Origin of the sequence: Mycobacterium sp. RTGN4 (assembly GCF_033804635.1) — a bacterium.
GTDB lineage: Bacteria > Actinomycetota > Actinomycetes > Mycobacteriales > Mycobacteriaceae > Mycobacterium.
In genome coordinates this window covers 282,005-308,879 of the sequence record NZ_JAPZLB010000004.1, presented here as the reverse complement: position 1 = coordinate 308,879, position 26,875 = coordinate 282,005, and the positions used below count along the sequence as shown (strand labels likewise).

Here is a 26,875-nt window from a genome sequence, read left to right as displayed (position 1 = left end):
GCTCGCGGGTATTGCCTACGGATTGAGCTGCGTCAACCGAACGCTGTTGCCCGACGGGTCCCGGAAGCCCGAGTCGATCCCGTAGGGCATCTGGTTGGGTGGCTCGTTGTAGTCGACGCCACGCGCGGTGAGTTCCTCGTAGGTCGCCTGGACGTCGTCGGTGATCAGGAACACCGTGCCCGCGAAGCCCTTCGCCGTCAGGTCGAGGACCTGCTTGCGGGTGTCCTCGTCCATGAGGGGTTCACCAGGAACGGCCATCAGCACGATGCTCACGTCATCCTGGCCCGGCGGCCCGACGGTGAGCCACCGGAAGGCGCCCATTTCCTCGGGGAAGGACACGTCTTCGCGGACCTCCATGCCGACCTTCTCGGTCCAGAACTTCAGCGCAACTTCTTGATCATGAACCCATAGGTGGGTGCTTCCAATTCTCATCACGAGCCCGACGCTACGGTCGGCCGTCGTCGCTCGTCTTCTCCCGATGTGCTGTCTTGACGCGACTGTCGGATCCGGCGGGCACGAGCGCAGCGACCCGGGGACTGGGAAGGGGTCGGGTGTCGCGCGCCAGGATGCAACTCGGCACCCTGGCGCGAGAAGCGGCGGGCGGCATGGCGGCTCGGTAGGCCGCAGGTGGCCGCCCGTACACCCTGGCGAAAGTCGTGGTGAAGGACCCGACGCTCTGGAGGCCGACCATCACGCAGATGTCAGCGACGGAGCGATCGGTGTACCTGAGCAACGCCGCCGCTCGCTCGAGGCGACGGGTCTGGAGGTACGCCCGTGGTGACTCGCCGAAGGTACGGCTGAACATGCGCGAGAAGTGCGCACGGGACAACCCGGCGGCCGCCGCGAGGTCGTCGACGGTCAGCTGTTCGGCGTATCGCGCGTCGACCAGGTCCTTGGCGCGGAGCAGATAACGTGCCGGTGGCACCTGAGCCATGAAGATCAGAGTACGGTGATCGCGCGGACGAGTTGGCCGGGCGGCCGCGGACACCTAACGGTGTTCGAGGAAAGTCCGGACTTCACAGAGCAGGGTGATTGCTAACGGCAATCCGAGGTGACTCGCGGGAAAGTGCCACAGAGAACAGACCGCCCCCCGAGCCTTCGGGCACGGGGGGTAAGGGTGAAACGGTGCGGTAAGAGCGCACCAGCATTCCGGGTGACCGGAGTGGCTAGGCAAACCCCACCCGAAGCAAGGCCAAGAAGGCCGCAACCTGGTTGCGGCTGCGCAGGCGTCCGAGGGCTGCTCGCCCGAGCCTGCGGGTAGGCCGCTCGAGGCACCCGGCAACGGTGTGTCCAGATGGATGGTCGCCGCTTCGCCGCCAGTCATGGTGACGAGGAACAGAATCCGGCTTAGAGGCCAACTCGTCCGCCCCCGGCTAGCCCGACTTCTCGACGGCCTTCTTCAGCCGCTTGAGTGCGGCGCCGAGTTGCTCTTCGGACCGCAGGGCAAGCTCGGCTTCCTGGCCGAACAGCACACCGTAGGTGAACGTGTCCTCATTCGCGTCACGCGCGGCAATGGACTCCTGCGACAGGTGCGCGCGACTGACGACACTGTCCTGGTGGTCTCCGAGCAGCGCCTGGACCGCTTTCGCGCGCTCGGCGACTTCGGGCTCGCCCAATGCGGCCGCTGTGTAGCGAAGTTGCTTGGCGCGTTTGCGAACCTTGTGCAGTGTCTCGTCGCGATGCGCCGCGGAGAGGTCCACATCGGCGGCGGCCACACGGGCCTTCTTCATGGCCTTGCGGACGCGGTGGTAGGGATATTCGATCGTGGCAGGCTCGCGTTCGGTGCCGTCCGCCGACGCCGTCGGCTCGGCCGCGACCAGGGCGTCGAGTGCATCGAGCAGCCGGAAGTAGCGCTCCGAGCGCATCGCCGTCAGTGAGCGCCGCAAACCGGCTTGATAGCGCCGCTTCGCCCCGTCGACGAGGCGCTCCCGCACCGGACCCCGCACCAGGTCAGGGGGCAGTTCGTCGAGTGCACGCTGGTAGCGCTCGGCCAGCACCTCGGCGTCGCGCGCCGAGCCCAGGATTCCGGCCAAGAGCCGCAGCTCTTCCAAGACCCAGGCGTCGTCGGTGATGCCGAATGAATCCTCCGACGCCCGCAGCAGGCTTCGGATCTTGCGCGTCACCACCCGCATCTGATGCACGGAATCCCATGTGTCCGCACGCACCGCGCGATCCCAGACGAGCAGTTCCTCGGTGTGTCTGGCGATCGCACGGTGTACGGGGTCGGTCGACTCGGCCGCTTCGGGCTGCGCATCACCGCGTGCATTGGCGAGTACTCGCGCCAGCTTCGAACCGTGTCCCGCGGGCTCGGCGCCCGCGTCGAGTAGCCGATTGGCCAGCCGGTCCAGTAGCAGCTTCCCCGCGTCGGAATCGATGCCCTCGACGAGTTCGAGTTCCCATTCCCGCCAACCCTGGGGCTCGCCGTCGACGCCCGCAATCGCCGTCACCTGGTCGTCGCAGAACTCGGCGAGTGCGACGCCGGACGGCCCGAAGAGCAAGTCGACGGTTCGGGTGGTCTCGATGCGGGCCACCGGCGCGAGCTGTCGGTGCCGGATGATCGCGAGTACGACGTCTCGGAGTCCTTCGGGCACCCCGCCGGATGCCTCGCCCAGCGGGAGCCGGACCTCGGTCCTGGCATCGGGCCCGGCAGGCAGCTTCAGATGCCATCCGGCGTCCGGACCGCCGGTGCGGCGACGCAACGTGACGCGGTGAGCGGCCAAGTCATGTTCGGACGTGTCGAAGTACACGGCGTTCAGGTGCTGGAGGGGCGAGCGCTCGACTCGGCCGATCAACGACAACCCCTCGAAGGAAGGGGACACGGTTGTCTCGACCACTGCGAACTTGCGTTCGACCTCGGTATGCCGGGACGGTTCCTTGTCAGATGCCATCTTCGCCTTCAGTCGGATGTTCACAGTGGCGTGAATAGGTTGCCACATCGAAGTGAACGGCCATCCCGGGCAGGTTCAGCTGGCGCGCCGGAACTCTCCGGCGAGGTCCCAGGCGTGACGCTCGGCTGCGAAGGCGGCGCTCTGCTTGGCTCGGAATGCCGCGATGCTCTGGTCATTCGTGGTGAGGAAATCCCGATAGCCGGCAAGCGAGAACTCGCCGTTGACGATGTCGACTTCGCCACGTCCCGCGGCCATCTCGGCCCGCAGGTGCAGGAGCTCCTCGGCGCTGACCGGGTAGAAGCCGATGCGGTCGAAATACCTGAGCAGCCAAGGCGTCCCTGGCTCGAACGAACGGGCGTCGTTGGGATGACAGTGGTTCCACACCTGCGTGGTGCGCCCGACGAACTGGTAACCACCCGGACCTTCCATGCCGTAGATACACATATATGCGCCACCGATTCCGACGGCGTTCTCGGGTGTCCACGTGCGGGCCGGGTTGTACTTCGTCGTGACGAGTCGGTGTCGCGGATCCAGGGGAGTGGCCACGGGCGCGCCGAGATAGACGTCACCGAGACCCAGCACCAGGTACTGGGCGTCAAACACGATGTCGTGTACCTGTCCCGCGTCGTCGAGCCCGTTGATGCGACGGATGAACTCGATGTTGTCCGGGCACCACGGCGCGTCGGACCGGACGCCGTGTACGTAGCGCTGAATGGCTTCGTGGGTGGCCGGATCGTCCCAGGACAGTGGCAGTCGAACCGTGCGACTGGGTACGACGAGGTGATCGGATGCGGGCAGCTCACCGTCGATGCCTGCCAGCAGTTCGACGACCTCGGCCATCGACAGCGCGCCTGGGTCGAACTGAACCTGCAGCGAACGCACGCCGGGCGTGAGCTCGGTGAGCCCCGCCACGTCGCGGGCCAGCAGGTGTTGGTGCAGCACGTGGACGCGGGCGCGCATCGCGAGGTCGAGCAGCATCGGCCCGTACTCGACCAGCACGCCGCCGTCACCTGCTCTGCGCAGCGTCACTTCGGTGCCGTCGACGGTGGCGAACCTCGCGAGCACGCCGTCATCACCGTCGCCCGACGTCGAGATCACCAGCGGGAACGATGCGCGCCGGTCGACGTCGATGGAGCGTGACGATGGAGCGCGATCGGCGCGCATCGGGACAAATCTCACGGCGTCGCCGGGCGCCATCTGACCGAGCTTCCATCGGTCACCGCTGACGACGGTGACAGGGCACACGAAGCCGCCGAGGCTCGGTCCGTCGGGGCCGAGCAGGATCGGCGTGTCACCCGTGAAGTCAAGGGCACCAACGCAGTAGGCGTTGTCGTGGATGTTGGACGGGTGAAGGCCTGCTTCGCCGCCGTCGGTTCGTGCCCACTGCGGCTTCGGTCCGGCGAGCCGCACTCCGGTGCGGTCGGAGTTGAAGTGCACGACGTAGTCGGTGCCGATGAGCGTGTCGATGTCAGAACGAGTGAAGAACTCGGGAGCCCCGTGCGGGCCCTCGGTGACGGCGAGCTCCCATCGGTGGCCAATGCTGGGTTGTTCCTCGATGGCGGCTCTTGCGTCACGGTCGGGACGAAGGTCGTGCGGCCCCTGGTCGACGCCTGTTGACAAGATGTCGCCCTCGCGGAGCGGGCGGCCGTCGTGCCCGCCGAACAGGCCGAGGGTGAATGTCGCCGTACTGCCCAGGTATTCGGGCTCGACCAGACCTCCGGCAACGAGTAGGTAGCATCGCATGCCTGGGCCGGTGAGCATGTCAATCTCGAGCAGACCACCGAGCGGCACGTTCACCGACTGCCACTGTGGGACCGTCACTCCGTCGATCCTCACCGTGACGGGCGCGCCCGTCACGCATACCCGGCCGCCGGTGGGGAAGCACAAACCGAGCCCGCCCCTGGTGCATTCGAGTCCTGGCGCACCTCCGGGGTTGCCAAGTACCCGGTTGCCGATGCGGAAGCTCAGGTCGTCCATGGGTCCGGACGGCGGAACGCCGATGTGCCAGTACCCAACTCGGCCGGGCCAGTCCTGGATGGTGGTCAGCATGCCGGGCCGCATCACTTCGATGGTCGTCATCGCGACGAGATCACCATCTTGACCGGCGTGGGGTCGAATCCGTTGCAGGGGTTGTTGATCTGCGGGCAGTTGGACACCAGGACCAGCGTGTCGACCTCGGCGCGCAGCGTCAGTGACTTGCCTGGCGCTGAGCGCCCGTCGACGATGCCGAGGGTGCCGTCGGCCTCCACTGGCACGTTCATGAAGAAGTTGACGTTGGAGACGATGTCTCGTTTTCCCATGCCCCACTTGGTCGCTTCGGCAAGGAAGTTCTCGGCGCACGCGTGCTGGTGCACGGTGTGGTGTCCGTAACGCAGCGTGTTGGACTCCTTGGAACAGGCGCCCGCGATCGTGTCGTGGTTGCCCACCTCGTCGGCCACGATCGTCACCAGCGCCGTGCCGTCCGCGGCGCGCAGGACCGAGCCGGTGGTCAGGAAGACGTTGCGTTGCGCGGCGACGGTGGCTTGCGCGCTGTAGCGCAGGGCAGGCTCTGGCCTGCCGTCGACGTATCCGTAGAAGAGCGTGTCGACGGCCTGGTTGCCGTAGAGGTCGATGATCTGCAGCTGCTGCCCCGCCTTGACGACGGCCGACCACGGTGCACACGCTGCCACGATCTCCTCGGAGGCCAAGGTGGGCGTCGTCATTTCGCTACCTCACTGTCTAGTGCTGCCGCCCAAGTGCTTTCGGTGTTGAACAGGGCGCGCAGGTATTCGGGGTCGGAATTCACCGGGACGGTCGGATCGTCGTCGGCATGCCAGGCCACCACGTCCAGATCGGTGACGGCGGGGGCGGGATCGAGTGGATGCGGCGCGTTCACCAGGATGATGACCAGCGGAAGGTGAAGCAGCAGTTCGACTCCCGCGCCGGGGCCGGCGCCGCCGGTGTACGTGATGCCTCCGTCGTCGGCCACGCGGGCGCCCTTGAGCAATGAAAGCGATGGCGCTACGTCGCGAATGTCCATGCCGTGCTTGTGCACTCCAAGCAACATCTGGGCGCGGGCCGTGTCGGACATGCCGCACAGCGCGTCATGGTGGCCGGACGTGTCGGCGACGATGGTGGCGAGCAACCGGCCCTGATCGGAGAGCAGCGGGTGCCCCGCCCCGAGGTAGGCCTGCCACGGCACCTTCATGGTGTCGGCGACGTTGAGCCGCTCCCACGATGCGTCGGCGCGGAACAGCAGCACGTGTGCGCACGCGCCGCCGTCCGGGTCCGTCAACCGCAGTCGGGTGCCGCGTCCGAGCACCTTCGTGGCGTAGGAGCCGGCGGGGATGGCCTCGGCCCACGTCGGCTCGGTTACGCCGGGCGGCAGCGATGGCGCCCGTAGCTGTGTGGTCGCCGCTTGCGCGCGCGCATGCGACCGCGCGCCGTCGGTGGAATTGGTACTCGGCATGTCCGATCTCCTCATAACTGTCACCTGAAAGTTTTCGGGCAAGGCGTTCCGGGGTGGTGTCGCTGCTGTTACCGGCACGTTGACCTATTTCTATCAAACGATAGGTATTCGTGCACGGCGAGCGCGAGTGCCACAATGTGGCCATGCACACCGATGGTCGCGGACGCCCCAGGCTGGAGCGCTCCCGTCGGCCGGGCAAGACCGCCCGTGAAGAGATCCTTGACGCCGCCGCCGAACTGTTCACCACGCTCGGCTACGCGAACACGTCCACGCGTCGCATCGCCGACGCCGTCGGAGTGCGCCAAGCCTCGCTCTACCACCACTTCGCCACCAAGGACGACATCCTCGACGCGTTGCTGGCAGGCACCGTCGACGAGCCGCTCCGGTTGGCCGGAGAGCTGCTCGAGCAAGATGGCCCGGCAACGACACGGCTGCACGCACTGGTGGTAGCCGACGTCACCCAGTTGTGCTGCGGCACGTGGAACCTCGGCGCGCTCTATCTGCTTCCCGAATTGCGCGTGGACCGATTCGAGCAGTTCCGACTGGACCGCACCGAACTGCGCGAACGGTACCGAAGGCTGGCCGACGCCGCGATTGTCGAATGCGACGGTCCGGCAGACGCGGCCGACCTGCCGTTCCGGCTCGCCGAAGCGGTGATCAACCGTCGGTCCGACGATGGAGGCTGCCCGCCGGAGCAGCCGTGGACAATCGCCGACGGCGCGTTGCGCACGCTCGGATTCGGCGGAGACTTCGCCGCGCTGAGGCAGGCGACGGCGACTCGACTTGGCTTACATATCGGTGTGATGACGTAACACCCGCTGCGATACCGTTTGCGCCATGACCGCTTTCGAGACGCTGACGTTCTCCCAGTCCGGGCCCATCACCAACATCGTGCTCAACCGGCCCGACGCTGCGAACGGGATGAACGACACGCTGACCCGCGAGCTCGCCGTTGCCGCCGCGCTGTGCGACACCGAAACCACCAAGGTCGTCACGATCACCGGCGCTGGCCGGTTCTTCTGCGCAGGCGGCGACCTCAAGGCCATGGCCGCCGCGCCGAATCCGGGGACCTTCGTCAAGGGCATCGCGGACGATCTGCACCGGGCGCTGTCGACCTTCGCGCGCATGGACGCGGTCGTGATCACCGTCGTCAACGGGACCGCCGCGGGCGCGGGCTTCAGCCTCGCCGTCACCGGTGACCTGGTGCTCTCCGCCGAATCGGCGAAGTTCACCATGGCGTACACCAAGGCCGGGCTCAGCCCCGACGGGAGCTCGTCGTACTACCTGCCGCGGCTCATCGGCATCCGGCGCACCCAGCAGTTGATGCTCACCAACCGCACGCTGAAGGCCGCCGAGGCGTTGGATTGGGGCCTGTTGACCGAAGTGGTGCCCGATACCGAGCTCGCCGCACGGGCGGAAGCGCTCGCCGGCGAGATGGCCGCCACGTCGCGCACGTCCAACGGAACGGTCAAGCGGCTGCTGCTTGGTACCTACCGCACCGGCCTCGAAGAGCAGATGGAACTCGAGAGTCAGTACATCAGGGACAGTGCGCGTTCCGCCGACGGGCAGGAGGGCATCGCGGCCTTCGTCGCCAAGCGCGCGCCCAAGTTCGCCTAGAGCTAGAAGGAGTGCGCCTCGGCAGGGAATGTGCCGGTGGCCACTTCGTTGGCGTACTGCGTTGCCGCGCGGCGCAATTCGTCGCCAACGTCGCCAAAGCGCTTGACGAACTTCGCGGTCTTGCCTGCCGTCATGCCAGCCATGTCCTGCCAGACGAGTACCTGCGCGTCGCAATTGGGGCCCGCGCCGATGCCGATGGTGGGAATGGTCAACTTGCCGGTGATCTGGGTAGCCAATTCGGCGGGCACCATTTCGAGTACGACGGCGATGGCGCCTGCCTCGGCCACGGCGATGGCGTCGTGAATGGTCTGCTCGGCGGCGTCACCGCGGCCCTGAACGCGAAAACCGCCGAGCCCATTGACACTCTGCGGCGTGAAGCCGATGTGTGCGATCACCGGAATGCCCGCCTGAGTCAGCGTGGCGATCTGGTCGGCGACCCGTTCGCCGCCCTCCAACTTCACCGCGGCGGCCCCGGTCTCCTTCATGAACCGCGTTGCGGTGGCGAGCGCCTGCTGGGCGCCGGCTTCATAGCTGCCGAACGGTAGGTCCGCCACCACCAGCGCGTGCGGTGCACCGCGCACCACACCGCGCACCAACGGGATCAGCTCATCCGCGGTCACCGGCACCGTGGTGTCGTAGCCGTAGACGACGTTGGCGGCGGAATCGCCAACCAGAAGTACGGGAATCTCCGCGTCGTCGAAGACGCGGGCGGTGGAGTAGTCGTAGGCCGTCAACATGGCCCACTTGTGGCCCTCGGACTTCCACTTCAACAAGTGGTGGGTACGTACCTTGGTCCGAGGCTTGCGCTCGGAAGTCGCGTCGGCCGAATCGGTGGCAGCACCGTAAACCGTCTGCTCAGACATCATTGTCCCTTGTGTGGTCGGGTCGTCCTCGAGGCCCAAATCGGGTCCCCGGGTCGTCTGACACCACCAGTCTGTCACTCCGAGCGCCGAAGGTGAACTACGGGTGAAGTGGATTTCCTCACATTGAGGAAAAGCTCACACTCATGCCCCGAACCAACCGCCGGGGCCGGTTGGTTGGATTCGCGCAATACCGCCGTCGCCAGGCATAACATCGGCGACATGCAACGGCTCAGCGGACTCGACGCCAGTTTCCTGTACCTCGAAACCGCTTCACAGCCACTGCATGTGTGCTCGATCCTCGAGATCGACACCTCGACGATTCCCGGCGGCTACACATTCGCCACGCTGAGGGACGCACTCGGGGTGCGCATCAAGGCCATGCCCGAGTTTCGCGAGAAACTGGCCGACAACCGACTGAACCTCGATCACCCGGTGTGGGTGGAGGACAAGGACTTCGACGTCGACCGGCATCTGCACCGCATCGGGCTGCCGTCACCGGGTGGCCGCGCCGAGCTCGCCGAGATCTGCGGCCACATCGCGTCACTGAACCTCGACAGGAGCCGACCGCTCTGGGAGATGTGGGTGATCGAAGGGGTCGCAGGCACCGACGCGCACGACGGTGGACGGTTGGCGGTCATGACGAAGGTGCACCACGCCGGCGTCGACGGCGTCACCGGCGCCAACCTCATGTCCCAGCTCTGCACCACCGAAGCCGATGCGCCGCCGCCCGATCCCGTCGACGGAGTCGGTGGCGGGTCGAACCTCGAGATCGCCGTTTCGGGGGCGGTGAAGTTCGTCACCCGACCCTTGAAGCTGGCCAACGTGCTGCCGTCGACGCTGTCGACGGTGGTGGACACCGTGAAGCGGGCGCGCAGCGGGCTGAGCATGGCGGCACCCTTCGCCGCGCCCAAGACCGCGTTCAACGCCACCGTCACCGGGCACCGCAACGTCGCGTTCGCCCAGCTCGACCTCGAGGACATCAAGACCGTCAAGAACCACTTCGGCGTCAAGGTCAACGACGTGGTGATGGCATTGGTTTCGGGCGTACTGCGACGGTTTCTGCTCGACCGCGACGAATTGCCGGACAGCTCGTTGGTCGCCATGGTGCCCGTGTCGGTGCACGACAAGTCGGATCGGCCTGGCCGCAACCAGGTTTCGGGGATGTTCTCCAAACTGAATACCAACGTCGAGGATCCCGCAGCGCGGCTCAAGGCCATCGCCGACGCGAATTCGGTTGCCAAACAACACAGTGCGGCCATTGGCGCCACGCTGCTCCAGGACTGGTCCCAGTTCGCCGCGCCCGCGGTGTTCGGGGTGGCGATGCGCGTGTACGCCCGCAGCAGCTTGACCAGCGCCCTGCCAGTGCACAACCTGGTCGTCTCCAACGTGCCAGGGCCGCAGATCCCGTTGTACTTCCTTGGCGCCGAGGTCAAGGCGATGTATCCGCTCGGCCCGATCTTCCACGGATCCGGCCTGAACATCACCGTGATGTCGCTGAGCGGGACGCTCGACGTCGGATTGATCTCCTGCCCTGAACTGCTGCCGGACCTGTGGGACATGGCCGACGACTTCCGCGTGGCACTCGACGAGTTGTTGGCCGCGACCCGCTAACTCATCAAGAGCTCAGATTGCCGTGGAAGCATGGTTCGCCGTGAACTTCAAACGGGCTGCCTTCGCGGCGGCCGCAGTGGTGTTGCTAGTGGCCGGTTGCACCAGGCTGGTCGACGGGCGTGCGGTGATCGGCGCACCGCGTCCGGGTACCCCCGTGCAATGGTCGAAGTGCAAGCCCGCATCCCCGGACTCCCAGGTACCCGCCGGTGCCGAGTGCGGATTGCTGTCCGTTCCGGTCGACTACAGCAAGCCCGACGGCGACGTCGCACAGATTGCGATGGTGCGGTTCAAGGCCACCGGCGACAAGATCGGTTCGCTGATCGTCAACCCGGGCGGGCCGGGTGAGTCCGGGATCGACGCTGCGGTGGACCTCGTCGGCTCCATACCCGCGTCGGTTCGGGAGCGGTTCGATCTGGTGGGTTTCGATCCGCGGGGGGTGGCGCGCAGCAAGCCTGCGGTGCGGTGCAACTCCGATCAGGAGAACGACCGGGAGCGGACCGAACCCGACGTCGATTACTCACCCGCCGGCGTCGCGCACATCGAGTCCGAATCCAAGGACCTCGTCGCGCGCTGCGTCGACAAGATGGGCAAGGAGTTCCTGGCCAACATCGGCACCGCAAGTGTGGCAAAGGATCTCGACGCGATGCGGGCCGCGCTCGGGGACGAGAAGCTGACCTACCTTGGGTACTCGTACGGCACCCGGATCGGTTCGGCGTACGCGGAGGCCTTCCCGCAGCATGTCCGCGCGATGATTCTCGACGGCGCCGTCGACCCGAATGCCGACCCCATCGAATCCAACATCCGTCAGGCCGCAGCGTTTCAACAGGCCTTCAACGACTTCGCCACCGCCTGTGCGAAGAGCCCGGACTGCCCGCTCGGCACCGACCCGGCCAAGGCGGTCGACGTCTACAAGAGCATGGTCGACCCGCTGGTCGAACACCCTGCGAAGACTCAGGATCCGCGCCAACTGAGCTACCCGGACGCCGTGATCGCCACCATTCAAGCGCTGTACTCGCCCAGTCTGTGGAGCCATCTCACGGACGGACTCGCCGAACTTCGCGACGGCAAGGGCGACACGATGCTCACCCTGTCCGACCTCTACATGGGCCGCGACGAACACGGCCATTACAGCAACTCGACCGATGCCCAGATGGCGGTCAACTGCGTTGACGAACCGCCGGTAACCGATCGCAGCAAGGTCATCGACGCGGACCGTCGCACCCGCCAGGTGGCGCCCTTCATGAGTTACGGCGAGTTCACCGGGGACGCCCCGTTGAACAGTTGCGCGTTCTGGCCAGTACCGCCGACCTCGACGCCGCATCAGATTTCGGTCAGTGGGCTGCCGCAGGTCCTCGTGGTGTCGACGACCAACGACCCGGCCACGCCGTACCAGGCCGGCGTCGACTTGGCGAAGGAGTTGGGTGGCTCATTGCTGACCTTCGAGGGCACTCAACACACCGTCGTGTTCCAAGGCAACGCCTGTGTGGACGACATTGCAGCCAAGTACCTCGTCGACCTAGTGGTGCCGCCGCCTGGCGCCAGGTGCTGATCGCCCGTCAACTGCGCTTATGTGAGGTCATGGCACCATGGTCAGCCATGAGCCTCAGACGGGGGGTCCTTGCGGCCGCCATGGTGGTGTTGGTGGTCGCGGGCTGCGCCAGAGCGGTCGGCGGCCGTGCGGTGATCGCCGCCCCGCGTCCTGGCAGCCCCGTGCAGTGGGCGAAGTGCGTGCCCGCATCCGCGGCCGCCGACATCCCGGCAGGTGCCGAGTGCGGATTGCTGTCCGTCCCGATCGACTACTCGAAACCAGACGGGGACGTCGCGCGCATCGCGATGATCCGGTTCAAGGCCACCGGCGAGAAGATCGGCTCACTCGTCATCAACCCGGGCGGCCCGGGGGAGTCCGGCATCGAGGCCGCGGCCTCGCGGGTCACCGCCTTGCCCGAATCAGTGCGTCAGCACTTCGATCTCGTCGGTTTCGACCCCCGCGGGGTGGGCCTGTCGAGGCCTGCGGTGTGGTGCAACTCCGACGAGGAGAACGACAGGCTGCGGGCCGAACCCCTGGTCGACTATTCGCCCGCCGGCGTCGCGCACATGGAGTCCGAAACCAAGGACTTCGTCGGCCGGTGCGTCGACAAGATGGGTAAGGAATTCCTCGCCAACGTCGGCACCGCAAGCGTGGCAAAGGATCTCGACGCAATTCGGCAGACGCTCGGCGACAAGAAGCTGACCTACCTCGGCTATTCGTACGGCACCCGGATCGGAGCCACGTACGCCGAGGCCTTCCCGCAGAACGTCCGGGCCATGATTCTCGACGGCGCCGTCGACCCGAACGCGGACCCCGTCGAGGCCGACGTCCGCCAGGCCGCAGCGTTCCAGCAGGCGTTCAACGACTACGCCGCCGACTGTGCGAAGAGCCCGGACTGCCCGCTCGGCACCGATCCGACCAAGGCGGTCGACGTCTATAAGGGGCTGGTCGATCCGCTGGTTGAGAATCCCGCGAAGACCGCGGACCCACGCAACCTGAGTTACGGCGACGCGATCATCGGCACCATCCTGCCGCTGTACTCGCCGAATCTGTGGCGTCATCTCACGCAAGCGCTCACCGAGCTTCGCGGAGGCAGCGGCGACACCATGCTCAAGCTGGCCGACTTCTACATGGGCCGCGACGCCAAGGGGCACTACGACAACTCCACCGACGTCAGGGTGGCGATCAACTGTGTGGACAAGACGCCGATCACCGACCGAAACTCGGCCATCGAGGAAGATCGCCGTGTCCGTGAGGCCGCACCCTTCATGAACTACGGCGAGTTCACCGGTCACGCGCCGCTGAGCACGTGCGCGTTCTGGCCGGTGCCCGCGACGTCCCAGCAGCACGAGATCTCGGTCAAGGGGCTGCCGCCGATCCTCGTCGTATCGACGACGAACGACCCGGCCACGCCGTACCAGGCGGGTGTCGATCTCGCCAAGCAGCTCGGCGGATCGCTGCTGACGTTCGAGGGCACCCAACACACCGTGGTGTTCCAAGGGAATTCGTGTGTCGACGACATCGCGGCCAAGTACCTCGTCGACGTCGTGGTGCCTCCGCCGGGCGCCAAGTGCTGAGTGCTGAGTGCTGAATCATTCCCCGGTCGCTGCGCTCCTGCCCGCCGAACCCCGTTTAGTCACCATCTAGTCACCGTCTGATTGCTGCCTTGTCTCTGATCGCATTCCGAAGGCCGTTGCGTGCGAACATGTTCGCCATGTGGCGGGCGTCAAGGCTTCTGGCTGTGCCACTGACGATTCTGATGACCTGTTCCGTTGGCCACCCGGTAGCCGCCGCTTCCCCGGAGGGCCAGTCCGCGGTGCCCTACGGACAGGCGCCGGTATGGGGCAGCTGCGCAGGCGTCGTTGGCAACGCTGCCGACATTCCCACCGCACAGTGCGGCACGGTCTCCGTGCCTGTCGACTACGCCGACCCGCAGGGTCCGCAGGTCCAACTGGCGGTGATCCGGGTGCCCGCGACGGGTGACCGACTCGGCGTGCTGATGGTAAATCCTGGTGGCCCAGGCGCTTCCGCGGTCGACACCGTCGCCGGGATGGCAGCGGGCCTGGCTGGCACCGAAATCGCCCGGCGCTTCGACCTGGTCGGCTTCGACCCGCGCGGCGTCGGGCATTCCACACCTCAGGTGCGTTGTCGGTCTGACGCCGATTTCGACGCGTTCCGGCGCGACCCGATGGTGGACTACAGCCAAGCCGGCGTCGCGCGCATCGAGCAGGTCTATCAGCAGATCGCCCAGGGCTGCCTGGCCCACACCGGCCAGGCGTTCCTCGCCAACGTCGGGACAGCCTCGACCGCCCAGGACATGGACGTCGTGCGGGCGGCGTTGGGGGACAGCCAGGTCAACTACCTCGGGTTCTCCTATGGCACCGAGCTCGGCGCAAACTACGCCGAGCGTTACCCGGACCGAGTCAGGGCCATGGTGCTCGACGGGGCGGTCGACCCCGGCTCCGACCCGATAGGGGAGAACATTCGCCAGTTGGCCGGATTCCAAACGGCGTTCGACGACTACGCCGCCGACTGCGCGCGGTCCAGCGATTGCCCGCTCGGACAGGACCCGAGCCAGTTCGTCGCGCGCTACCACCAGCTCGTCAACCCCTTGGTGCAGCGGCTCGGGCGGACGTTGGATCCGCGGGGGTTGAGCTATTCGGACGCGATCACCGGCACCGTCAACGCGCTCTACACCAAGCGCTACTGGAAGTACCTGACGAGCGGGCTGCTCGGCCTGCAACGTGGGACCGATGCGGGCGACCTGCTCCTGCTGGCCGACGACTACCAGGGCCGCAACGAGGCGGGGCACTACTCCAACCAGCAGGACGCGTTCACCGCGATCCGCTGCGTCGACAGTCCGTATCCGACGGATCCGGCGGCGTGGGTCGACGCCGATGCCCGCGCGCGTGTCGCCGCCCCCTTCATGGCCTACGGGGACTTCACGGGATTCGCGCCGCGGGACATGTGCGCCATATGGCCGGTTCCGCCGACATCGGCTCCTCACCAGGTGGCCTCGCCCGGCCCTGGCAAGGTGGTCGTCGTATCCACCACTCACGACCCCGCCACCCCCTACCAAGCGGGTGTCGACCTCGCCCACGAGATGGGTGCCGCGCTCATCACCTTCGAGGGCACCCAACACACCGTCGTGTTCAACGGTGATCAGTGCGTCGACACGGCCGTCGTGAACTTCCTCGTCGATTCGACGCAACCGGCGCCGAACTTGCAGTGCTAGCGCTGACGGTTTTCCCGAGCATCGTGACGCGTTGAAAACCGTCCACGTAACACAGAATTAACAGCAGATGCCTACGCTGCCACCATGGACCGGCAGAAGGAATTCGTGCTGCGCACGCTGGAGGAACGCGACATCCGCTTCGTGCGGCTCTGGTTCACCGACGTGCTCGGATACCTCAAGTCGGTAGCCATCGCGCCTGCCGAGTTGGAAGGCGCCTTCGAAGAGGGCATCGGCTTCGACGGCTCCTCGATCGAGGGCTTCGCCCGGGTCTCCGAATCCGACACCGTCGCCCGGCCGGATCCGTCGACGTTCCAGGTGTTGCCGTGGACCACCAGCGGGGGCAAGCACCACTCCGCCCGCATGTTCTGCGACATCACCATGCCCGACGGTTCCCCGTCCTGGGGCGACTCGCGGCACGTACTTCGCCGCCAGCTGGCCAAGGCCAGCGATCTCGGCTTCTCCTGCTACGTGCACCCGGAAATCGAGTTCTTCCTACTGAAGCCGGGCAGCGACGACCAGCCCCCGGTCCCAGCTGACAATGGCGGCTACTTCGACCAGACCATCCACGACGCCGCGCCCAACTTCCGCAGGCATGCCATCGAGGCCTTGGAGTCGATGGGCATCTCCGTCGAGTTCAGCCACCACGAGGGGGCGCCGGGTCAGCAGGAGATCGACCTGCGCTACGCCGACGCATTGTCGATGGCCGACAACGTGATGACGTTCCGCTACGTCGTCAAGGAGGTCGCGCTCAAGGAGAGCGTGCGGGCGTCGTTCATGCCGAAGCCATTCGCCGAATATCCCGGCTCGGCCATGCACACGCACATGAGCCTGTTCGAAGGCGAGAACAACGCCTTCCACAGCCCGGACGACCCACTCCAGCTGTCGGACGTCGGCAAGTCGTTCATCGCGGGCATCCTCGAGCACGCGTCGGAGATCAGCGCCGTCACCAATCAATGGGTGAACTCCTACAAGCGGCTCGTCCACGGTGGTGAAGCGCCGACCGCAGCGTCCTGGGGTGCGGCCAACCGCTCCGCGCTGGTCCGCGTACCGATGTACACCCCGCGCAAGGCGGCGTCGCGCCGCATCGAGGTGCGCAGCCCCGACTCCGCATGCAACCCGTACCTGGCTTTCGCAGTGCTGCTCGCCGCCGGGCTGCGCGGCGTCGAGAAGAACTACCAGCTCGGCCCGCAGGCCGAGGACAACGTGTGGACGCTGACCCCCGAGGAGCGCCGCGCGATGGGGTACAAAGAGCTGCCGAGCAGCCTCGGCGTTGCCCTTACCGAGATGGAGACGTCCGAGCTCGTCGCGGAAGCGTTGGGGGAGCACGTGTTCGACTTCTTCCTGCGCAACAAGCGCGCGGAGTGGGAGAGCTACCGCAGCACCGTCACGCCGTTCGAGCTCAAGGCCTACCTGTCCTTGTAAAGACGGTGCGATGACGGCTGTAACCTTGCCGTTGTGCCGAAACCCGCGACGCAGCGTCCTACGCTGCCCAGCGTCGGCAGGCTCGGGCTGGTCGAGGCCGACGCCCGCGCGGCCCTGGACCGGCTCGGCTGGAACACCGACGCACACGTCGAATTGTTGTGGGCGCTCTCGCGCGCACCCGATGCCGACGGCGCGCTGCGTACCACCGTCCGACTGGCCGACGAGCTCGGAGCCGGCTGGGACGAGTTGCACCGCGCGCTGCTCAAGGACCGTGCACTGCGGGGCAGGCTGTTCGGCGTGCTCGGCTCGTCGCTGGCACTGGGCGACCACCTCGTAGCGCAACCGCTGGCTTGGCACCTGCTGTCGGGCAACGTCAAACTCCCGTCCGCCGAAGAACTTCGGCGCGACTTCGCCGCCGTCGCCGAATCGGGTGCCGACCCTAGTGCGCTGAAGTTCTCGCTACGCAAGCTCTACCGCGACCGCCTGCTGGTGCTGGCCGGCCTCGATCTGGCTCCGACGGTCGAGAACGAGTCCGTGCTGCACTTCCCGACGGTCGGTGCACACCTGTCCGACATCGCCGACGCCGCGCTGGGCGCCGCGCTCATCGTCGCGACCAGAACGGTCTGCGACGACGCCGCGCCCGCGCCACGGCTGGCGATCATCGCGATGGGCAAGTGCGGCGCCCGGGAACTCAATTACGTCAGCGACGTCGACGTCATCTTCGTCGCGGAGCACGCCGACACGGTGACCACCCGCGTCGCGGGCGAACTGATGCGGTTCGCCAACGATGCCTTCTTCGAGGTCGATGCGGCGCTCCGGCCCGAGGGCAAGCAGGGCGCCCTGGTCAGAACCCTCGAATCGCACGTCGCCTACTACGAGCGGTGGGCCAAGACCTGGGAGTTCCAGGCCTTGCTCAAGGCCAGGGCCGCGGTCGGTGACCCAGAGCTGGGCGCGCAGTACATCGCGGCCCTGATGCCGATGGTGTGGACGGCCTCCGAGCGCGAGGACTTCGTCCCCGAGGTGCAGGCCATGCGCAGGCGGGTCGAGGAACTGGTGCCCGCCGGGGAGCGGGCCCGCGAGCTCAAACTTGGGACGGGCGGGCTGCGCGACGTCGAGTTCGCGGTGCAACTCCTGCAACTGGTGTACGGCCGCAACGACGAATCACTGCACGTCGCGTCGACTGTGGACGCACTGTCCGCGCTCGCTGCGGGTGGATACGTCGGTCGCGACGACGCCGCCAACCTCACCGCGTCCTACGAGTTCCTCCGGCTGCTCGAACACCGCCTGCAACTGCAGCGGCTCAAGCGCACCCACATGCTGCCCGAGGCCGACGACGAGGAGAAGCTGCGGTGGCTGGCGCGCGCCGCGCACATGCGGCCCGATGGCCAGCACGACGCGCTCGGCGTGCTGCGCGAGGAACTCAAGCGCCAGAGCATGCGCGTGTCGAGGCTGCACGCCAAGCTCTTCTATCAACCGCTGCTCGAATCGGTCGGCGGACCGGCCGCCGAATTCTCCCCTGCGACATCGCCCAAGGCAGCCGAACGTCTGCTTGCCGCACTGGGTTACGAGGGTCCGCAGAGCGCGTTGACGCATCTCGCCGCGCTCACCACCCACAGTGGCCGCCGCGGTCGGGTGCAACAGGTGCTGCTGCCCACCCTGCTGGAGTGGCTGTCGGACACCCCTGACCCGGATGCGGGCCTGTTGGCGTATCGCAAGATCAGCGACGAGTTGGCCGACCAACGTTGGTTCCTCGCGACGCTGCGCGACGAGGGCGCGGTGGCCAAGCGACTGATGCGGGTGCTCGGCACGTCCGCCTACGTCCCCGACCTGCTGATGCACGCGCCCGAGGTCATCCAGCAGTATGCCGACGGCCCCCAGGGGCCCAAGCTGCTCGAGGTCGAGCCCGACACCCTGGCGCGTGCGCTGGTCGCTTCGGTGGGCCGACATTCCGACCCGGTCCGCGCCATTGCGGCCGCGCGCACGCTTCGGCGCCGCGAATTGGCGCGCGTCGCATCGGCCGATCTGCTCGGCATGCTCGACGTCACCGACGTGTGTAAGGCGTTGACCGCGGTATGGGTGGCCGTGCTCGAAGCTGCGCTCGCCGCGGTGATTCGCGCCAACACGCCCGACGACGGGGTGCCCGCGCGCATCGCGGTCATCGGAATGGGTCGGCTGGGCGGCCACGAACTCGGATACGGATCCGACGCCGACGTGATGTTCGTGTGCGAACCGCACGACGGTGTCGAGGAGTCCGTCGCGACGCGGTGGTCGGTGACTATCGCGGACCAGGTGATCAAGTTGCTCGGTACGCCAAGCGCCGACCCGCCGCTGGAGGTCGACACCAGCCTGCGACCGGAGGGCCGCAACGGTTCACTGGTGCGCACGCTGGAGTCGTACGCCTCGTACTACGCAAAGTGGGCGCAGCCGTGGGAGATTCAGGCGCTGCTTCGCGCTCACCGGATGGCAGGCGACGAAGACCTCGGCCACCGGTTCCTGTTGATGATCGATGAGACCCGGTATCCGGCCGGCGGCGTGTCCGTTGCGGCGGTACAGGAGATCAGGCGGGTCAAGGCTCGCATCGATGCCGAGCGGCTGCCCCGCGGCGCCGACCCGAACACCCACACCAAGCTCGGCCGGGGCGGACTCGCGGACGTCGAATGGGCCGTACAGCTGTTGCAGCTGCGCTATGCGCATGGCCTCCCCGAATTGCACAACACGTCGACCTTGCAGTCGCTCAACGTCATTGGCGCCGCAGGGCTGCTACCCGAAGAGGAAGTTGACCTGTTGCGCGACGCGTGGCTGACGGCGACGCGGGCGCGCAATGCGTTGGTCCTGGTGAAGGGCAAGCCCACCGATCAGTTGCCTGGTCCAGGCCGGCAACTCAACGCCGTCGCGGTGGCCGCGGGCTGGGAGGACGGCGACGGCGGCGAATTCCTCGACAACTACCTGAGGGTCACGCGCCGGGCAAAGACGGTGGTACGAAAGGTCTTCGAGACATGAGCATGGACTTCGCGTTCACCACGGTGAGCGCTGAGGAGTACGAACGGCTGAGTGCGTTGTACGAACCCCTGACGCAGTCGCTACGCAGGCTCGTCGACGCGGGCATCCGTACTGGAGCCGACGAGCAGATCATCCGCGACGCGCAGGCCACCATCGACAAGGTGGCCGACGCGCTGGAGGGTAGTCGGTTCGAGACGACGTCGACCCTGCGACACGCAGGCACGGGACGCCCGTTGGCGTGGGCCAATCCAGCAGTGGGACTGCGCAATGCGATTGCACCGCCGATGCTCATCCAGCATGAGGCCGATGGAAGTTGCTGGGCCGAGTTCACCCTGGGGCTGGCGTACGAGGGTCCGCCAGGGCTGGTGCATGGCGGCATATGCGCCCTGCTGCTCGACCACATCCTCGGTGAGGCCGCCAGCGACGGGCTGACCAAGCCGAAGTTCACCGGCACCATCAGCTTGCGCTACCTGCGCGGCACGCCGCTCGGCGCACTGAGGGCCGAGGCGTTCGTGGAGCGCATCGAAGGTGTGAAGACCTACGCCAAGGGCTATCTCAGCGATGCCGATGGCTACACCGTCGAGGCCGAAGGGGTGTTCATTGAACCGGCGTGGGCGCGGGACGCCGGCGGGCAGGAGCGTAGCGACCCGGGGATTCGTACAGCGTGAAGTTCTACGTCAGCACGGCCTTCCTGGACATCAAGGAAGTCGTCGAGATCGCCAAGGCCGCAGACGAACTCGGTTACGACGGCATGGGCATACCCGACCACGTCATCAACCTCGAGACGCTTGAAACGCCCTATCCCTATACCAAGGACGGTTCGCGCCGGTGGCAGCCGTTCACGCACTGGCCCGACCCATGGGTGATGATCGGGGCGATCGCGTTGGTCACCACCCGGCTGCGTTTCGTCACCACCGTGTACCTGCCGGCAATGCGCGATCCCTACTCCGCGGCGAAAGCCATTGGCACGGCGGCCTGCCTGGCTGACGGCCGGTTGGAACTCGGGATCGGCGTGGGCTGGTGCGAGGAAGAGTTCACCCTGATGGGCCAGCGGTTCGACCGCCGCGGCAAGCGCACCGACGAAATGCTGGAGTTGATGCGCGCGCTGTGGCAGCCCGGCTGGACGGAGTTCTCCGGGGAGTTCTACTCCACGCCGCGGCTGGAGATGGAACCCACGCCGCCGCACATCCCGATCTACTCCGGCGGGCTGTCGGACATCGCGCTGCGCCGCGCCGCGCGCAACGACGGCTGGATCGGTGACCTCATCACCACCGAGCGCGCGCTGGCCTCAGTCGACAGGGTACGCGAGCTACGCGCCGAAAAGGGCTTGACCATGCAGGATTTCACGGTGCTGACCCCGCTCACCGACGCCTTCACGCCGGAGCACTACGAGCGTGCCGAAGCCGGGGGCATCAATGGCATCATCACCATGCCGTGGATGTTCTACTCCGGGCCCAAGGCCTCGCTCGCCGAGAAGATCGACGGCATGAAGCGCTTCCGCAAGGACCTCGCGCTCGACGGCTAACGTCTGGCCCGTCCGGCGTCTAGCGCCCACGCGCCGCCGCCGGTGAAGACCAGAAGGAAGAAGCCGAAGCACAGCAGCACCGCAGGCTCGCCGTTGTTGATGATGGGCCACAAGGACTTCGGTTGGTGCTGCATGAAATACGCGTAAGCCATGACGCCTGAGGCGATGAACGCCGCCAAGCGGGTGACCAGCCCCGTCAGAATCAGCAGTCCTGCGACCACTTCGATGAGCCCGCCCCACCAGATCGGCCAAGAGCCGACCGGTGCCTGCTGCCGGGCCACCGGGAAGCCGAACAGATGTGACGTGGCATGGGAAAGCAGCAGTAATGCGAACACGATTCGGAACACACTGAGCACGAACGGCGAGAACGAGGTGAGCTTTGCCTCAAGTTTCGTCATTGGCTCAACACTACCGATACGAACGGGCCCCTCCTGCCCGAAGGCTGACGGGGTCCGCCAAACGGCGAGTCGGTTAAACGTCACATCGGCGAGTCGAGTCAAAATCGTAGTACGGCGAGTACATCCTGCGGGTTTTCAGCGTTTGCTGACCCCTTCAACATGTCGTTAATCGCCGGAAGTTGTTTCGGCGCAGCAGATTTCCGCGTTGCGGTCGGGTGCGGTTTTGAGCGTCCGTGAAACCTGTGTGTGCTGACTGCGGGCCAGCTGCCAAATCGGGCCGTTTGCTGAGATGCGGACTGGTCGCGGTGCTTCAGAAGTGGCCCGTTCCGACGGTAGCGGCGGTTACGCTTTAAGTGGTCGGCCCAGAACCCCGCTTGCCACCTATCGGTACGGATTCTGAGGTGGCTCAATGTTCGGTTACAACCAGAAAATGGGCGTAGACATCGGCAGCTACGTGGAGGTTGCGCCCTTAGATGTTCGCGTGGGCGACATCATCGGCATCAAGTACATCGACCGGTATGCCCCTCTGGTGGTCGTCAAGCCCGTTGAGGGTCCGACCCAGGTAGTCGATGATTCGAATTACACCATTTGGTGCGACTACAGGCGACGGCGCATTGCGGCCGGAGCGTTGCCTGACGACGTTGTGCGCCGCTACAAGTCTGAATAGCGCGCGGTGTCGGGTCTCGGTGAGGTTCCTCCAGCAGGCTCCGGCCACGGCGCTCCTCAGCGAAACCACGCTCGACACGTACGCCCACATGTGGTCCGGCTGAGATGAGACAACCCGGTCCGCCATCGTTGCTGCGATGGGGGACCGGGCTGTGTCGATCAAACGCAGTGCGGACGCACCGCGGGTTGAGAACCGCTAGCTACACGTCGTAGTACAGCGAGAACTCGTACGGGTGAGGCCGGATCTGGATCGGCATGATCTCGTTCTCCCGCTTGAAGGAGATCCACGTCTCGATCAGGTCCTCGGTGAATACCCCACCCTCGGTGAGGTATTCGTGGTCCTTCTCGAGATTGTCGATCACCGTCGTCAACGAGGTCGGCGCCTGCGGAATGTTGTTGGCCTCGTCCGGCGGCAATTCGTAGAGGTCCTTGTCGATGGGCAGACCTGGATCCATCTTGTTCTTGATGCCGTCGAGCCCTGCCATGAGCATCGCCGCGAACGCCAGGTACGGGTTGCCCGAGCTGTCCGGGCAGCGGAACTCAAGGCGCTTGGCCTTGGCGTTCTCGCCCGTGATCGGGATGCGCACGCACGCCGACCGGTTGCGCTGGCTGTACACCAGGTTGATCGGCGCCTCGTAGCCCGGTACCAGCCGCTTGTACGAGTTCACCGTCGGGTTGGTGAAGGCCAGCAGCGACGGGGCGTGGTGCAGGATGCCACCGATGTAGTGCAGCGCCATCTCCGACAATCCGGCGTAACCCTTGTCGTCGTAGAACAGCGGCTTGCCGTCCTTCCACAGCGACTGGTGGGCGTGCATGCCGGAACCGTTGTCACCGAAGAGCGGCTTGGGCATGAACGTGACGGTCTTGCCGCCATCCCACGCGGTGTTCTTGATGATGTACTTGAACAGCAGCACGTCGTCGGCCGCATGCAGCAGCGTGTTGAACCGGTAGTTGATCTCGGCCTGGCCCGCCGTGCCGACCTCGTGGTGGCCACGTTCCAGGATGAACCCGGAGTTCTGCAGGTTGGTGGCCATCTCGTCGCGCAGGTCGACGTAGTGGTCGTACGGGGCGACCGGGAAGTAGCCACCCTTGGGGCGGACCTTGTAGCCGCGGTTCGGGCTGCCGTCGGCCTCGAAGGGTTCGCCGGTGTTCCACCAGCCCGACTCCGAATCCACTTCGTAGAACGTGCCGTTGATCTTCGAGTCGAATGACACGGAGTCGAAGATGTAGAACTCCGCTTCCGCACCGAAGTAGGCGGTATCGGCGATGCCGGTGCTCTTCAGGTAGTCCTCGGCCTTGCGCGCGACGTTGCGCGGGTCACGCGAGTAGGCCGACTTGTCGTTCGGGTCGTGCACGAAGAAGTTGACGTTGAGCGTCTTGGCCTTGCGGAACGGATCGATGCGCGCGGTTTCGGGGTCCGGCAGCAGCATCATGTCGGATTCGTGAATCGACTGGAAGCCACGCACCGATGATCCGTCGAACGCCAATCCGTCTTCGAACACACTTTCATCGAAGGCGGAGGCCGGGATCGAGAAGTGCTGGACGACACCGGGCAGATCGCAGAATCGAATGTCGACGTACTCGACGTTCTCGTCCTTGATCAGCTTGAAAAGGTCGTCGGCTGTCTTTTCTGCCACTGAATTAATCTCCTTTGACTGGTAGCCCGCCGGTTGACGCTATGGACACGATGTTGCACTGCAGTCAACCGCATGTTGCGCGGACGTTACGCAATTCGCTCCAACCTATGCTGGCTGCATGCCCCGCGAGTACGGATCCTGGCTGTCCGGTCCACCACCTTACGAACAGGGAACGCCAGGAAAGGGCGCAGACGACTATCCAGGTCAGCGCCTAGGTCTGCCGCCGACCGGCCCGGGTTCGTTGGCCGGCACCGGTCGTCGCATCGGCGCACTCTTCGTGGACTGGTTCATCGCCGCCGGGTTGGCCCGCCTGCTTGTCGTATTCGGGTTCATCGGCGAAGCCGAGTTCTTGTACTCGTGGCGGGGTTCGACGGCAGGAGTGTTGGTCTGGTTGCTGCTGGGCGTCGTGGCGGTGCGACTGTTCACCTTCACGCCAGGGCAGTACGCCTTTGGCCTGCGGGTCGCGTCGATCGACCACCGCGAGCACGTCGGCGTTGGGCGAGCGCTGGTGCGTGGGCTGCTGGTGTTCCTGATCGTGCCCGTGCTGTTCTCCGACAGCGACGGCCGCGGACTCCAGGACAAGCTCACTGGAACCGCGGTCGTACGCCGCTAGCCGGTTACTTCCTGCGCACGGAGCGCTGCACGCCGCGCATCTTCGCGCCCGCCGGCAGCGGCCCCTTGGGCATCGCCGCAGGCCCCATCCGTGAACCCAGCGCCACCAGGCGCGACTCCAGGGAGTCCATCTGCTTGACGGTGATGTTGGCAGGCAGCTTGGTCAGGTGGCGCTCCAGCTTGGACAGCGGCACCTCACCCTCGCCGTTGCCGACCACGATGTCGTAGATCGGAATTTCGCCGACCAGTCGGGCGGTGCGCTTCTTCTCCTGCGCGAGCAGCGGTTTGACGCGGGCGGCCGCCCCTTCGCCGACGAAGATCACGCCCGGCCTGCCGATGACGCGGTGCACCGCGTCGAAGTGTCCGGTGGCCGCGACGCCTGGCGTCACCCGCCACTTGCCGCGCATGTTCTCCAACGCCCACGCGGCCGCGCCGGTCTGACCGTCGGCCTTGCTATAGACCGACTTCTGGGCCCGGCGGCCAAAGATGATGAACGCCAGCAGGGCGCCGAGTATGACGCCGAGCACGATCAGCATCACCATCGTGAAGATGCTGCCGCTGAAGTAACCCGCGACCGCCGCGGCAGCCACGACGAGCACGAACACGCCGATCATGTACGGCAGGAGCCGCTTGTCTTCCTTGCGCTGAATCTGGAACGCCTGCCACAGCTGGCTCCTGCGCTCTTTGGAGGCCGCCTTGCGCGTCGCCTTCGCCTCAGCCTTCGCGGCCTTGACGGCTGCGGGGTCCTTGCTCTTAGCCATTCGATCAGGATACGGGTGGGCTGGCATTCATCCGTATCCGCGCGGCCTCCGCATACAACCGACCCGCTCGATACGACGAACGCACCAGCGGACCAGCGAGGACACCGGCGAAGCCGAGCCCCTCGGCGAACTTCTGGTGCTCGACGAACTCCTCGGGCCTGACCCAGCGTTCCACCGGGTGGTGGCGCACGGTCGGGCGGAGGTACTGCGTGATGGTGACGATGTCGCAACCCGCCTCGTGGAGGTCGGTGAGCGCTGAACGGACCTCTTCGGGCGTTTCACCCATCCCGAGGATCAGGTTGCTCTTGCTCACCAGGCCGTCGTTGCGGGCCGCAGTCAGCACGTCGAGACTGCGCTGGTACCGGAACGCGGGACGGATGCGCTTGAAGATGCGCGGCACCGTTTCGAGGTTGTGCGCCAACACTTCCGGGCGTGCGTCGAACACCGTCTGAAGCTGCTCGGCGATGCCGTTGAAGTCGGGGATGAGCAGTTCGACGCCGGTGTTCGGGTTGAGCGCCTTGATCTGTCGCACGGTCTCGGCGTACAGCCAGGCGCCGCCGTCGGGCTGATCGTCACGGGCGACGCCGGTAACGGTGCTGTAGCGCAGCCCCATCGCGGCGACGCTCTCGGCCACCCGGCGGGGCTCGTCGCGATCGAGCTCGGCGGGCTTGCCGGTGTCGATCTGGCAGAAATCGCAGCGGCGTGTGCACTGTTCCCCGCCGATGAGGAAGGTGGCCTCCCGGTCCTCCCAGCATTCGTAGATGTTGGGGCAGCCGGCTTCTTCGCAGACGGTATGGAGGCCCTCCCGACGGACCAGGGCCTTCAGTTCCTGATACTCCGGGCCCATCCGCAGCCGCGTCTTGATCCACGGTGGCTTGCGTTCGATGGGAGTCTCGGCGTTACGGACCTCAAGCCGTAGCGGCTTGCGGATCCCAGGAGCCGACGGGCCTGCGACGGGGGATTCGGGCTCGACGCTCATTGCATCGATGCTAGCGCCGGACGGCCATCCAGGGCGTCGCGGACCGCTTCGCCGACGAGGCCAGCTACGTCGTCGACGGTGACGCGGTGGCCCAGCTCGGCGGTCAGCGACGTGACGCCCGCGTCCGCGAGGCCGCACGGCACGATCGACGAGAACGCGTCCAACTCGCAGTCGCAGTTGAGCGCGAACCCGTGCAACGTCGTCGCCTTGGCGACTCGGATGCCGATGGCGGCGATCTTGCGGTCTGGTCGACCACCCAGGCCGGGCACCCACACTCCTGACCTGCCTTCGACACGGCCGGTGCTGAGCCCAACGTTTGCGCACACCGCTATCAACGAATCTTCAAGGCGGCGTACGAAGTTCACCACGTCGAGCGGCTGCGCCAGGCCGATGATCGGGTAGCCGACCAGCTGCCCAGGCCCGTGCCAGGTGATCTTGCCGCCGCGATCGACGTCCACCACGGGGCGACCGTCGCGCGGGCGCTCGTGGGGCTCGGTCCGCTTGCCCGCGGTGTACACCGAGGGATGCTCGAGCAGCAGCAGGGTGTCCGGCCCGCCGGCTTGGCGCGCCTCGGCGAGTGACCGCTGCAGGCGCCAGGCCTCCTGGTAGTCGATGATGCCGAGTCGGCGGACGTCAACCCCAGTGTCTGCGGATCTGATCGACGCCGAAGCCATGTTTCCAGGCT

24 protein-coding genes and 1 other RNA gene are annotated in these 26,875 nt (G+C 66.2%); 13 read left to right on the top strand and 12 right to left on the bottom strand.

Annotation, left to right across the window (positions count from 1 at the left end):
- Nucleotides 1–15 precede the first annotated feature (15 nt).
- Together SLQ30_RS11335 and SLQ30_RS11330 are read right to left on the bottom strand one after the other, a co-directional pair.
- Nucleotides 16–432, bottom strand: coding sequence for a VOC family protein (locus SLQ30_RS11335; RefSeq protein WP_413468009.1), 417 nt, complete (start codon nt 430–432; stop codon nt 16–18).
- Between the two features lie 13 nt (nt 433–445).
- Nucleotides 446–934, bottom strand: coding sequence for an AraC family transcriptional regulator (locus SLQ30_RS11330; RefSeq protein WP_319446360.1), 489 nt, complete (start codon nt 932–934; stop codon nt 446–448).
- Nucleotides 935–962: 28 nt separating this feature from the next.
- Between SLQ30_RS11330 and rnpB the strand changes: the two genes are divergently transcribed.
- An RNA gene (gene rnpB / locus SLQ30_RS11325) (RNase P RNA component class A) lies at nt 963–1,366 on the top strand.
- A 7-nt stretch (nt 1,367–1,373) separates the two neighbouring features.
- Here the strand turns inward: rnpB and SLQ30_RS11320 are convergent.
- The 4 genes from SLQ30_RS11320 to SLQ30_RS11305 form a co-directional block, all read right to left on the bottom strand.
- The gene (locus SLQ30_RS11320; RefSeq protein ID WP_319446359.1) at nt 1,374–2,888 is read right to left on the bottom strand and encodes a CYTH and CHAD domain-containing protein; all 1,515 of its coding nucleotides are present in this window, start codon (nt 2,886–2,888) and stop codon (nt 1,374–1,376) included.
- 75 nt (nt 2,889–2,963) lie between these two features.
- On the bottom strand, nt 2,964–4,967 hold the full coding sequence (locus SLQ30_RS11315) for a 5-oxoprolinase/urea amidolyase family protein (protein WP_319446358.1): 2,004 nt from the start codon (nt 4,965–4,967) through the stop codon (nt 2,964–2,966).
- On the bottom strand, nt 4,964–5,590 hold the full coding sequence (locus SLQ30_RS11310; protein WP_319446357.1) for an urea amidolyase associated protein UAAP2: 627 nt from the start codon (nt 5,588–5,590) through the stop codon (nt 4,964–4,966). Before SLQ30_RS11310 ends, SLQ30_RS11315 begins: the two co-directional genes overlap by 4 nt.
- Entirely contained in the window at nt 5,587–6,336 is a 750-nt protein-coding gene (locus SLQ30_RS11305) for a DUF1989 domain-containing protein (protein WP_319446356.1), read from the bottom strand. Before SLQ30_RS11305 ends, SLQ30_RS11310 begins: the two co-directional genes overlap by 4 nt.
- A 143-nt stretch (nt 6,337–6,479) precedes the next feature.
- Between SLQ30_RS11305 and SLQ30_RS11300 the strand changes: the two genes are divergently transcribed.
- Together SLQ30_RS11300 and SLQ30_RS11295 are read left to right on the top strand one after the other, a co-directional pair.
- The gene (locus tag SLQ30_RS11300; protein WP_319446355.1) at nt 6,480–7,148 is read left to right on the top strand and encodes a TetR/AcrR family transcriptional regulator; all 669 of its coding nucleotides are present in this window, start codon (nt 6,480–6,482) and stop codon (nt 7,146–7,148) included.
- 25 nt (nt 7,149–7,173) lie between these two features.
- Nucleotides 7,174–7,953 (top strand): enoyl-CoA hydratase/isomerase family protein, encoded by a 780-nt coding sequence (locus SLQ30_RS11295; RefSeq protein ID WP_319446354.1) that lies wholly within the window; start codon nt 7,174–7,176, stop codon nt 7,951–7,953.
- Between the two features lie 2 nt (nt 7,954–7,955).
- On the opposite strand, the gene panB is transcribed toward SLQ30_RS11295, so the two are convergent.
- Nucleotides 7,956–8,816: a 3-methyl-2-oxobutanoate hydroxymethyltransferase gene (gene panB / locus SLQ30_RS11290; RefSeq protein WP_319446353.1), complete on the bottom strand. Its 861-nt coding sequence runs from the start codon at nt 8,814–8,816 to the stop codon at nt 7,956–7,958.
- Between the two features lie 219 nt (nt 8,817–9,035).
- Here panB and SLQ30_RS11285 point away from each other — a divergent pair, with 219 nt between their 5' ends.
- The 8 genes from SLQ30_RS11285 (at nt 9,036) to SLQ30_RS11250 (ending at nt 21,137) form a co-directional block, all read left to right on the top strand.
- Complete coding sequence (locus SLQ30_RS11285) at nt 9,036–10,427, top strand: wax ester/triacylglycerol synthase family O-acyltransferase (RefSeq protein ID WP_319446352.1); 1,392 nt, start codon at nt 9,036–9,038, stop codon at nt 10,425–10,427.
- 40 nt (nt 10,428–10,467) lie between these two features.
- A complete protein-coding gene (locus SLQ30_RS11280) occupies nt 10,468–11,976 on the top strand; it encodes an alpha/beta hydrolase (RefSeq protein ID WP_319446351.1) in 1,509 nt (502 codons plus the stop codon).
- Nucleotides 11,977–12,023: 47 nt separating this feature from the next.
- The gene (locus tag SLQ30_RS11275; RefSeq protein ID WP_319446350.1) at nt 12,024–13,532 is read left to right on the top strand and encodes an alpha/beta hydrolase; all 1,509 of its coding nucleotides are present in this window, start codon (nt 12,024–12,026) and stop codon (nt 13,530–13,532) included.
- A gap of 128 nt (nt 13,533–13,660) precedes the next feature.
- Nucleotides 13,661–15,190, top strand: a complete 1,530-nt coding sequence (locus SLQ30_RS11270; RefSeq protein ID WP_319446349.1) for an alpha/beta hydrolase — start codon at nt 13,661–13,663, stop codon at nt 15,188–15,190.
- An 84-nt stretch (nt 15,191–15,274) separates the two neighbouring features.
- A complete protein-coding gene (locus tag SLQ30_RS11265; RefSeq protein WP_319446348.1) occupies nt 15,275–16,612 on the top strand; it encodes a glutamine synthetase family protein in 1,338 nt (445 codons plus the stop codon).
- Nucleotides 16,613–16,645: 33 nt separating this feature from the next.
- On the top strand, nt 16,646–19,612 hold the full coding sequence (locus SLQ30_RS11260; protein ID WP_319446347.1) for a bifunctional [glutamine synthetase] adenylyltransferase/[glutamine synthetase]-adenylyl-L-tyrosine phosphorylase: 2,967 nt from the start codon (nt 16,646–16,648) through the stop codon (nt 19,610–19,612).
- The gene (locus SLQ30_RS11255; RefSeq protein ID WP_319446346.1) at nt 19,609–20,280 is read left to right on the top strand and encodes a PaaI family thioesterase; all 672 of its coding nucleotides are present in this window, start codon (nt 19,609–19,611) and stop codon (nt 20,278–20,280) included. Before SLQ30_RS11260 ends, SLQ30_RS11255 begins: the two co-directional genes overlap by 4 nt.
- On the top strand, nt 20,277–21,137 hold the full coding sequence (locus tag SLQ30_RS11250) for a TIGR03619 family F420-dependent LLM class oxidoreductase (RefSeq protein WP_319446345.1): 861 nt from the start codon (nt 20,277–20,279) through the stop codon (nt 21,135–21,137). The genes SLQ30_RS11255 and SLQ30_RS11250 overlap by 4 nt, the downstream gene beginning before the upstream one ends.
- Here the strand turns inward: SLQ30_RS11250 and SLQ30_RS11245 are convergent.
- The gene (locus SLQ30_RS11245) at nt 21,134–21,535 is read right to left on the bottom strand and encodes a DoxX family protein (RefSeq protein ID WP_319446344.1); all 402 of its coding nucleotides are present in this window, start codon (nt 21,533–21,535) and stop codon (nt 21,134–21,136) included. The genes SLQ30_RS11250 and SLQ30_RS11245 overlap by 4 nt on opposite strands.
- Nucleotides 21,536–21,944: 409 nt before the next feature.
- Here SLQ30_RS11245 and SLQ30_RS11240 point away from each other — a divergent pair, with 409 nt between their 5' ends.
- Entirely contained in the window at nt 21,945–22,202 is a 258-nt protein-coding gene (locus tag SLQ30_RS11240; protein ID WP_319446343.1) for a hypothetical protein, read from the top strand.
- A 199-nt stretch (nt 22,203–22,401) separates the two neighbouring features.
- Here the strand turns inward: SLQ30_RS11240 and glnA are convergent, their stop codons facing one another.
- Nucleotides 22,402–23,838: a type I glutamate--ammonia ligase gene (gene glnA / locus SLQ30_RS11235; protein WP_319446342.1), complete on the bottom strand. Its 1,437-nt coding sequence runs from the start codon at nt 23,836–23,838 to the stop codon at nt 22,402–22,404.
- A 118-nt stretch (nt 23,839–23,956) separates the two neighbouring features.
- Between glnA and SLQ30_RS11230 the strand changes: the two genes are divergently transcribed.
- Nucleotides 23,957–24,451 carry an RDD family protein gene (locus tag SLQ30_RS11230; RefSeq protein ID WP_319446341.1) on the top strand — a complete coding sequence of 165 codons (495 nt, stop codon included), beginning with the start codon at nt 23,957–23,959 and terminating at the stop codon, nt 24,449–24,451.
- 4 nt (nt 24,452–24,455) lie between these two features.
- Here SLQ30_RS11230 and SLQ30_RS11225 read toward each other — a convergent pair whose 3' ends face one another.
- From SLQ30_RS11225 to lipB, 3 genes are read right to left on the bottom strand one after another with little or no spacing between them, the layout of a single operon-like run.
- Nucleotides 24,456–25,211 (bottom strand): DUF4191 domain-containing protein, encoded by a 756-nt coding sequence (locus SLQ30_RS11225; RefSeq protein ID WP_319446340.1) that lies wholly within the window; start codon nt 25,209–25,211, stop codon nt 24,456–24,458.
- Nucleotides 25,212–25,215: 4 nt separating this feature from the next.
- Complete coding sequence (gene lipA, locus SLQ30_RS11220; RefSeq protein ID WP_319446339.1) at nt 25,216–26,190, bottom strand: lipoyl synthase; 975 nt, start codon at nt 26,188–26,190, stop codon at nt 25,216–25,218.
- A complete protein-coding gene (gene lipB, locus SLQ30_RS11215) occupies nt 26,187–26,864 on the bottom strand; it encodes a lipoyl(octanoyl) transferase LipB (protein WP_319446338.1) in 678 nt (225 codons plus the stop codon). The genes lipA and lipB overlap by 4 nt, the downstream gene beginning before the upstream one ends.
- Between the last annotated feature and the right edge of the window lie 11 nt (nt 26,865–26,875).

Coding starts and splice junctions, on each gene's coding strand:
- SLQ30_RS11335 (WP_413468009.1), bottom strand. CDS start 432: ATGAGAATTGGAAGCACCCACCTATGGGTTCATGATCAAGAAGTTGCG.
- SLQ30_RS11330 (WP_319446360.1), bottom strand. CDS start 934: ATGGCTCAGGTGCCACCGGCACGTTATCTGCTCCGCGCCAAGGACCTG.
- SLQ30_RS11320 (WP_319446359.1), bottom strand. CDS start 2,888: ATGGCATCTGACAAGGAACCGTCCCGGCATACCGAGGTCGAACGCAAG.
- SLQ30_RS11315 (WP_319446358.1), bottom strand. CDS start 4,967: ATGACGACCATCGAAGTGATGCGGCCCGGCATGCTGACCACCATCCAG.
- SLQ30_RS11310 (WP_319446357.1), bottom strand. CDS start 5,590: ATGACGACGCCCACCTTGGCCTCCGAGGAGATCGTGGCAGCGTGTGCA.
- SLQ30_RS11305 (WP_319446356.1), bottom strand. CDS start 6,336: ATGCCGAGTACCAATTCCACCGACGGCGCGCGGTCGCATGCGCGCGCG.
- SLQ30_RS11300 (WP_319446355.1), top strand. CDS start 6,480: ATGCACACCGATGGTCGCGGACGCCCCAGGCTGGAGCGCTCCCGTCGG.
- SLQ30_RS11295 (WP_319446354.1), top strand. CDS start 7,174: ATGACCGCTTTCGAGACGCTGACGTTCTCCCAGTCCGGGCCCATCACC.
- panB (WP_319446353.1), bottom strand. CDS start 8,816: ATGTCTGAGCAGACGGTTTACGGTGCTGCCACCGATTCGGCCGACGCG.
- SLQ30_RS11285 (WP_319446352.1), top strand. CDS start 9,036: ATGCAACGGCTCAGCGGACTCGACGCCAGTTTCCTGTACCTCGAAACC.
- SLQ30_RS11275 (WP_319446350.1), top strand. CDS start 12,024: ATGAGCCTCAGACGGGGGGTCCTTGCGGCCGCCATGGTGGTGTTGGTG.
- SLQ30_RS11270 (WP_319446349.1), top strand. CDS start 13,661: ATGTTCGCCATGTGGCGGGCGTCAAGGCTTCTGGCTGTGCCACTGACG.
- SLQ30_RS11265 (WP_319446348.1), top strand. CDS start 15,275: ATGGACCGGCAGAAGGAATTCGTGCTGCGCACGCTGGAGGAACGCGAC.
- SLQ30_RS11255 (WP_319446346.1), top strand. CDS start 19,609: ATGAGCATGGACTTCGCGTTCACCACGGTGAGCGCTGAGGAGTACGAA.
- SLQ30_RS11245 (WP_319446344.1), bottom strand. CDS start 21,535: ATGACGAAACTTGAGGCAAAGCTCACCTCGTTCTCGCCGTTCGTGCTC.
- SLQ30_RS11240 (WP_319446343.1), top strand. CDS start 21,945: ATGTTCGGTTACAACCAGAAAATGGGCGTAGACATCGGCAGCTACGTG.
- SLQ30_RS11230 (WP_319446341.1), top strand. CDS start 23,957: ATGCCCCGCGAGTACGGATCCTGGCTGTCCGGTCCACCACCTTACGAA.
- SLQ30_RS11225 (WP_319446340.1), bottom strand. CDS start 25,211: ATGGCTAAGAGCAAGGACCCCGCAGCCGTCAAGGCCGCGAAGGCTGAG.
- lipA (WP_319446339.1), bottom strand. CDS start 26,190: ATGAGCGTCGAGCCCGAATCCCCCGTCGCAGGCCCGTCGGCTCCTGGG.
- lipB (WP_319446338.1), bottom strand. CDS start 26,864: ATGGCTTCGGCGTCGATCAGATCCGCAGACACTGGGGTTGACGTCCGC.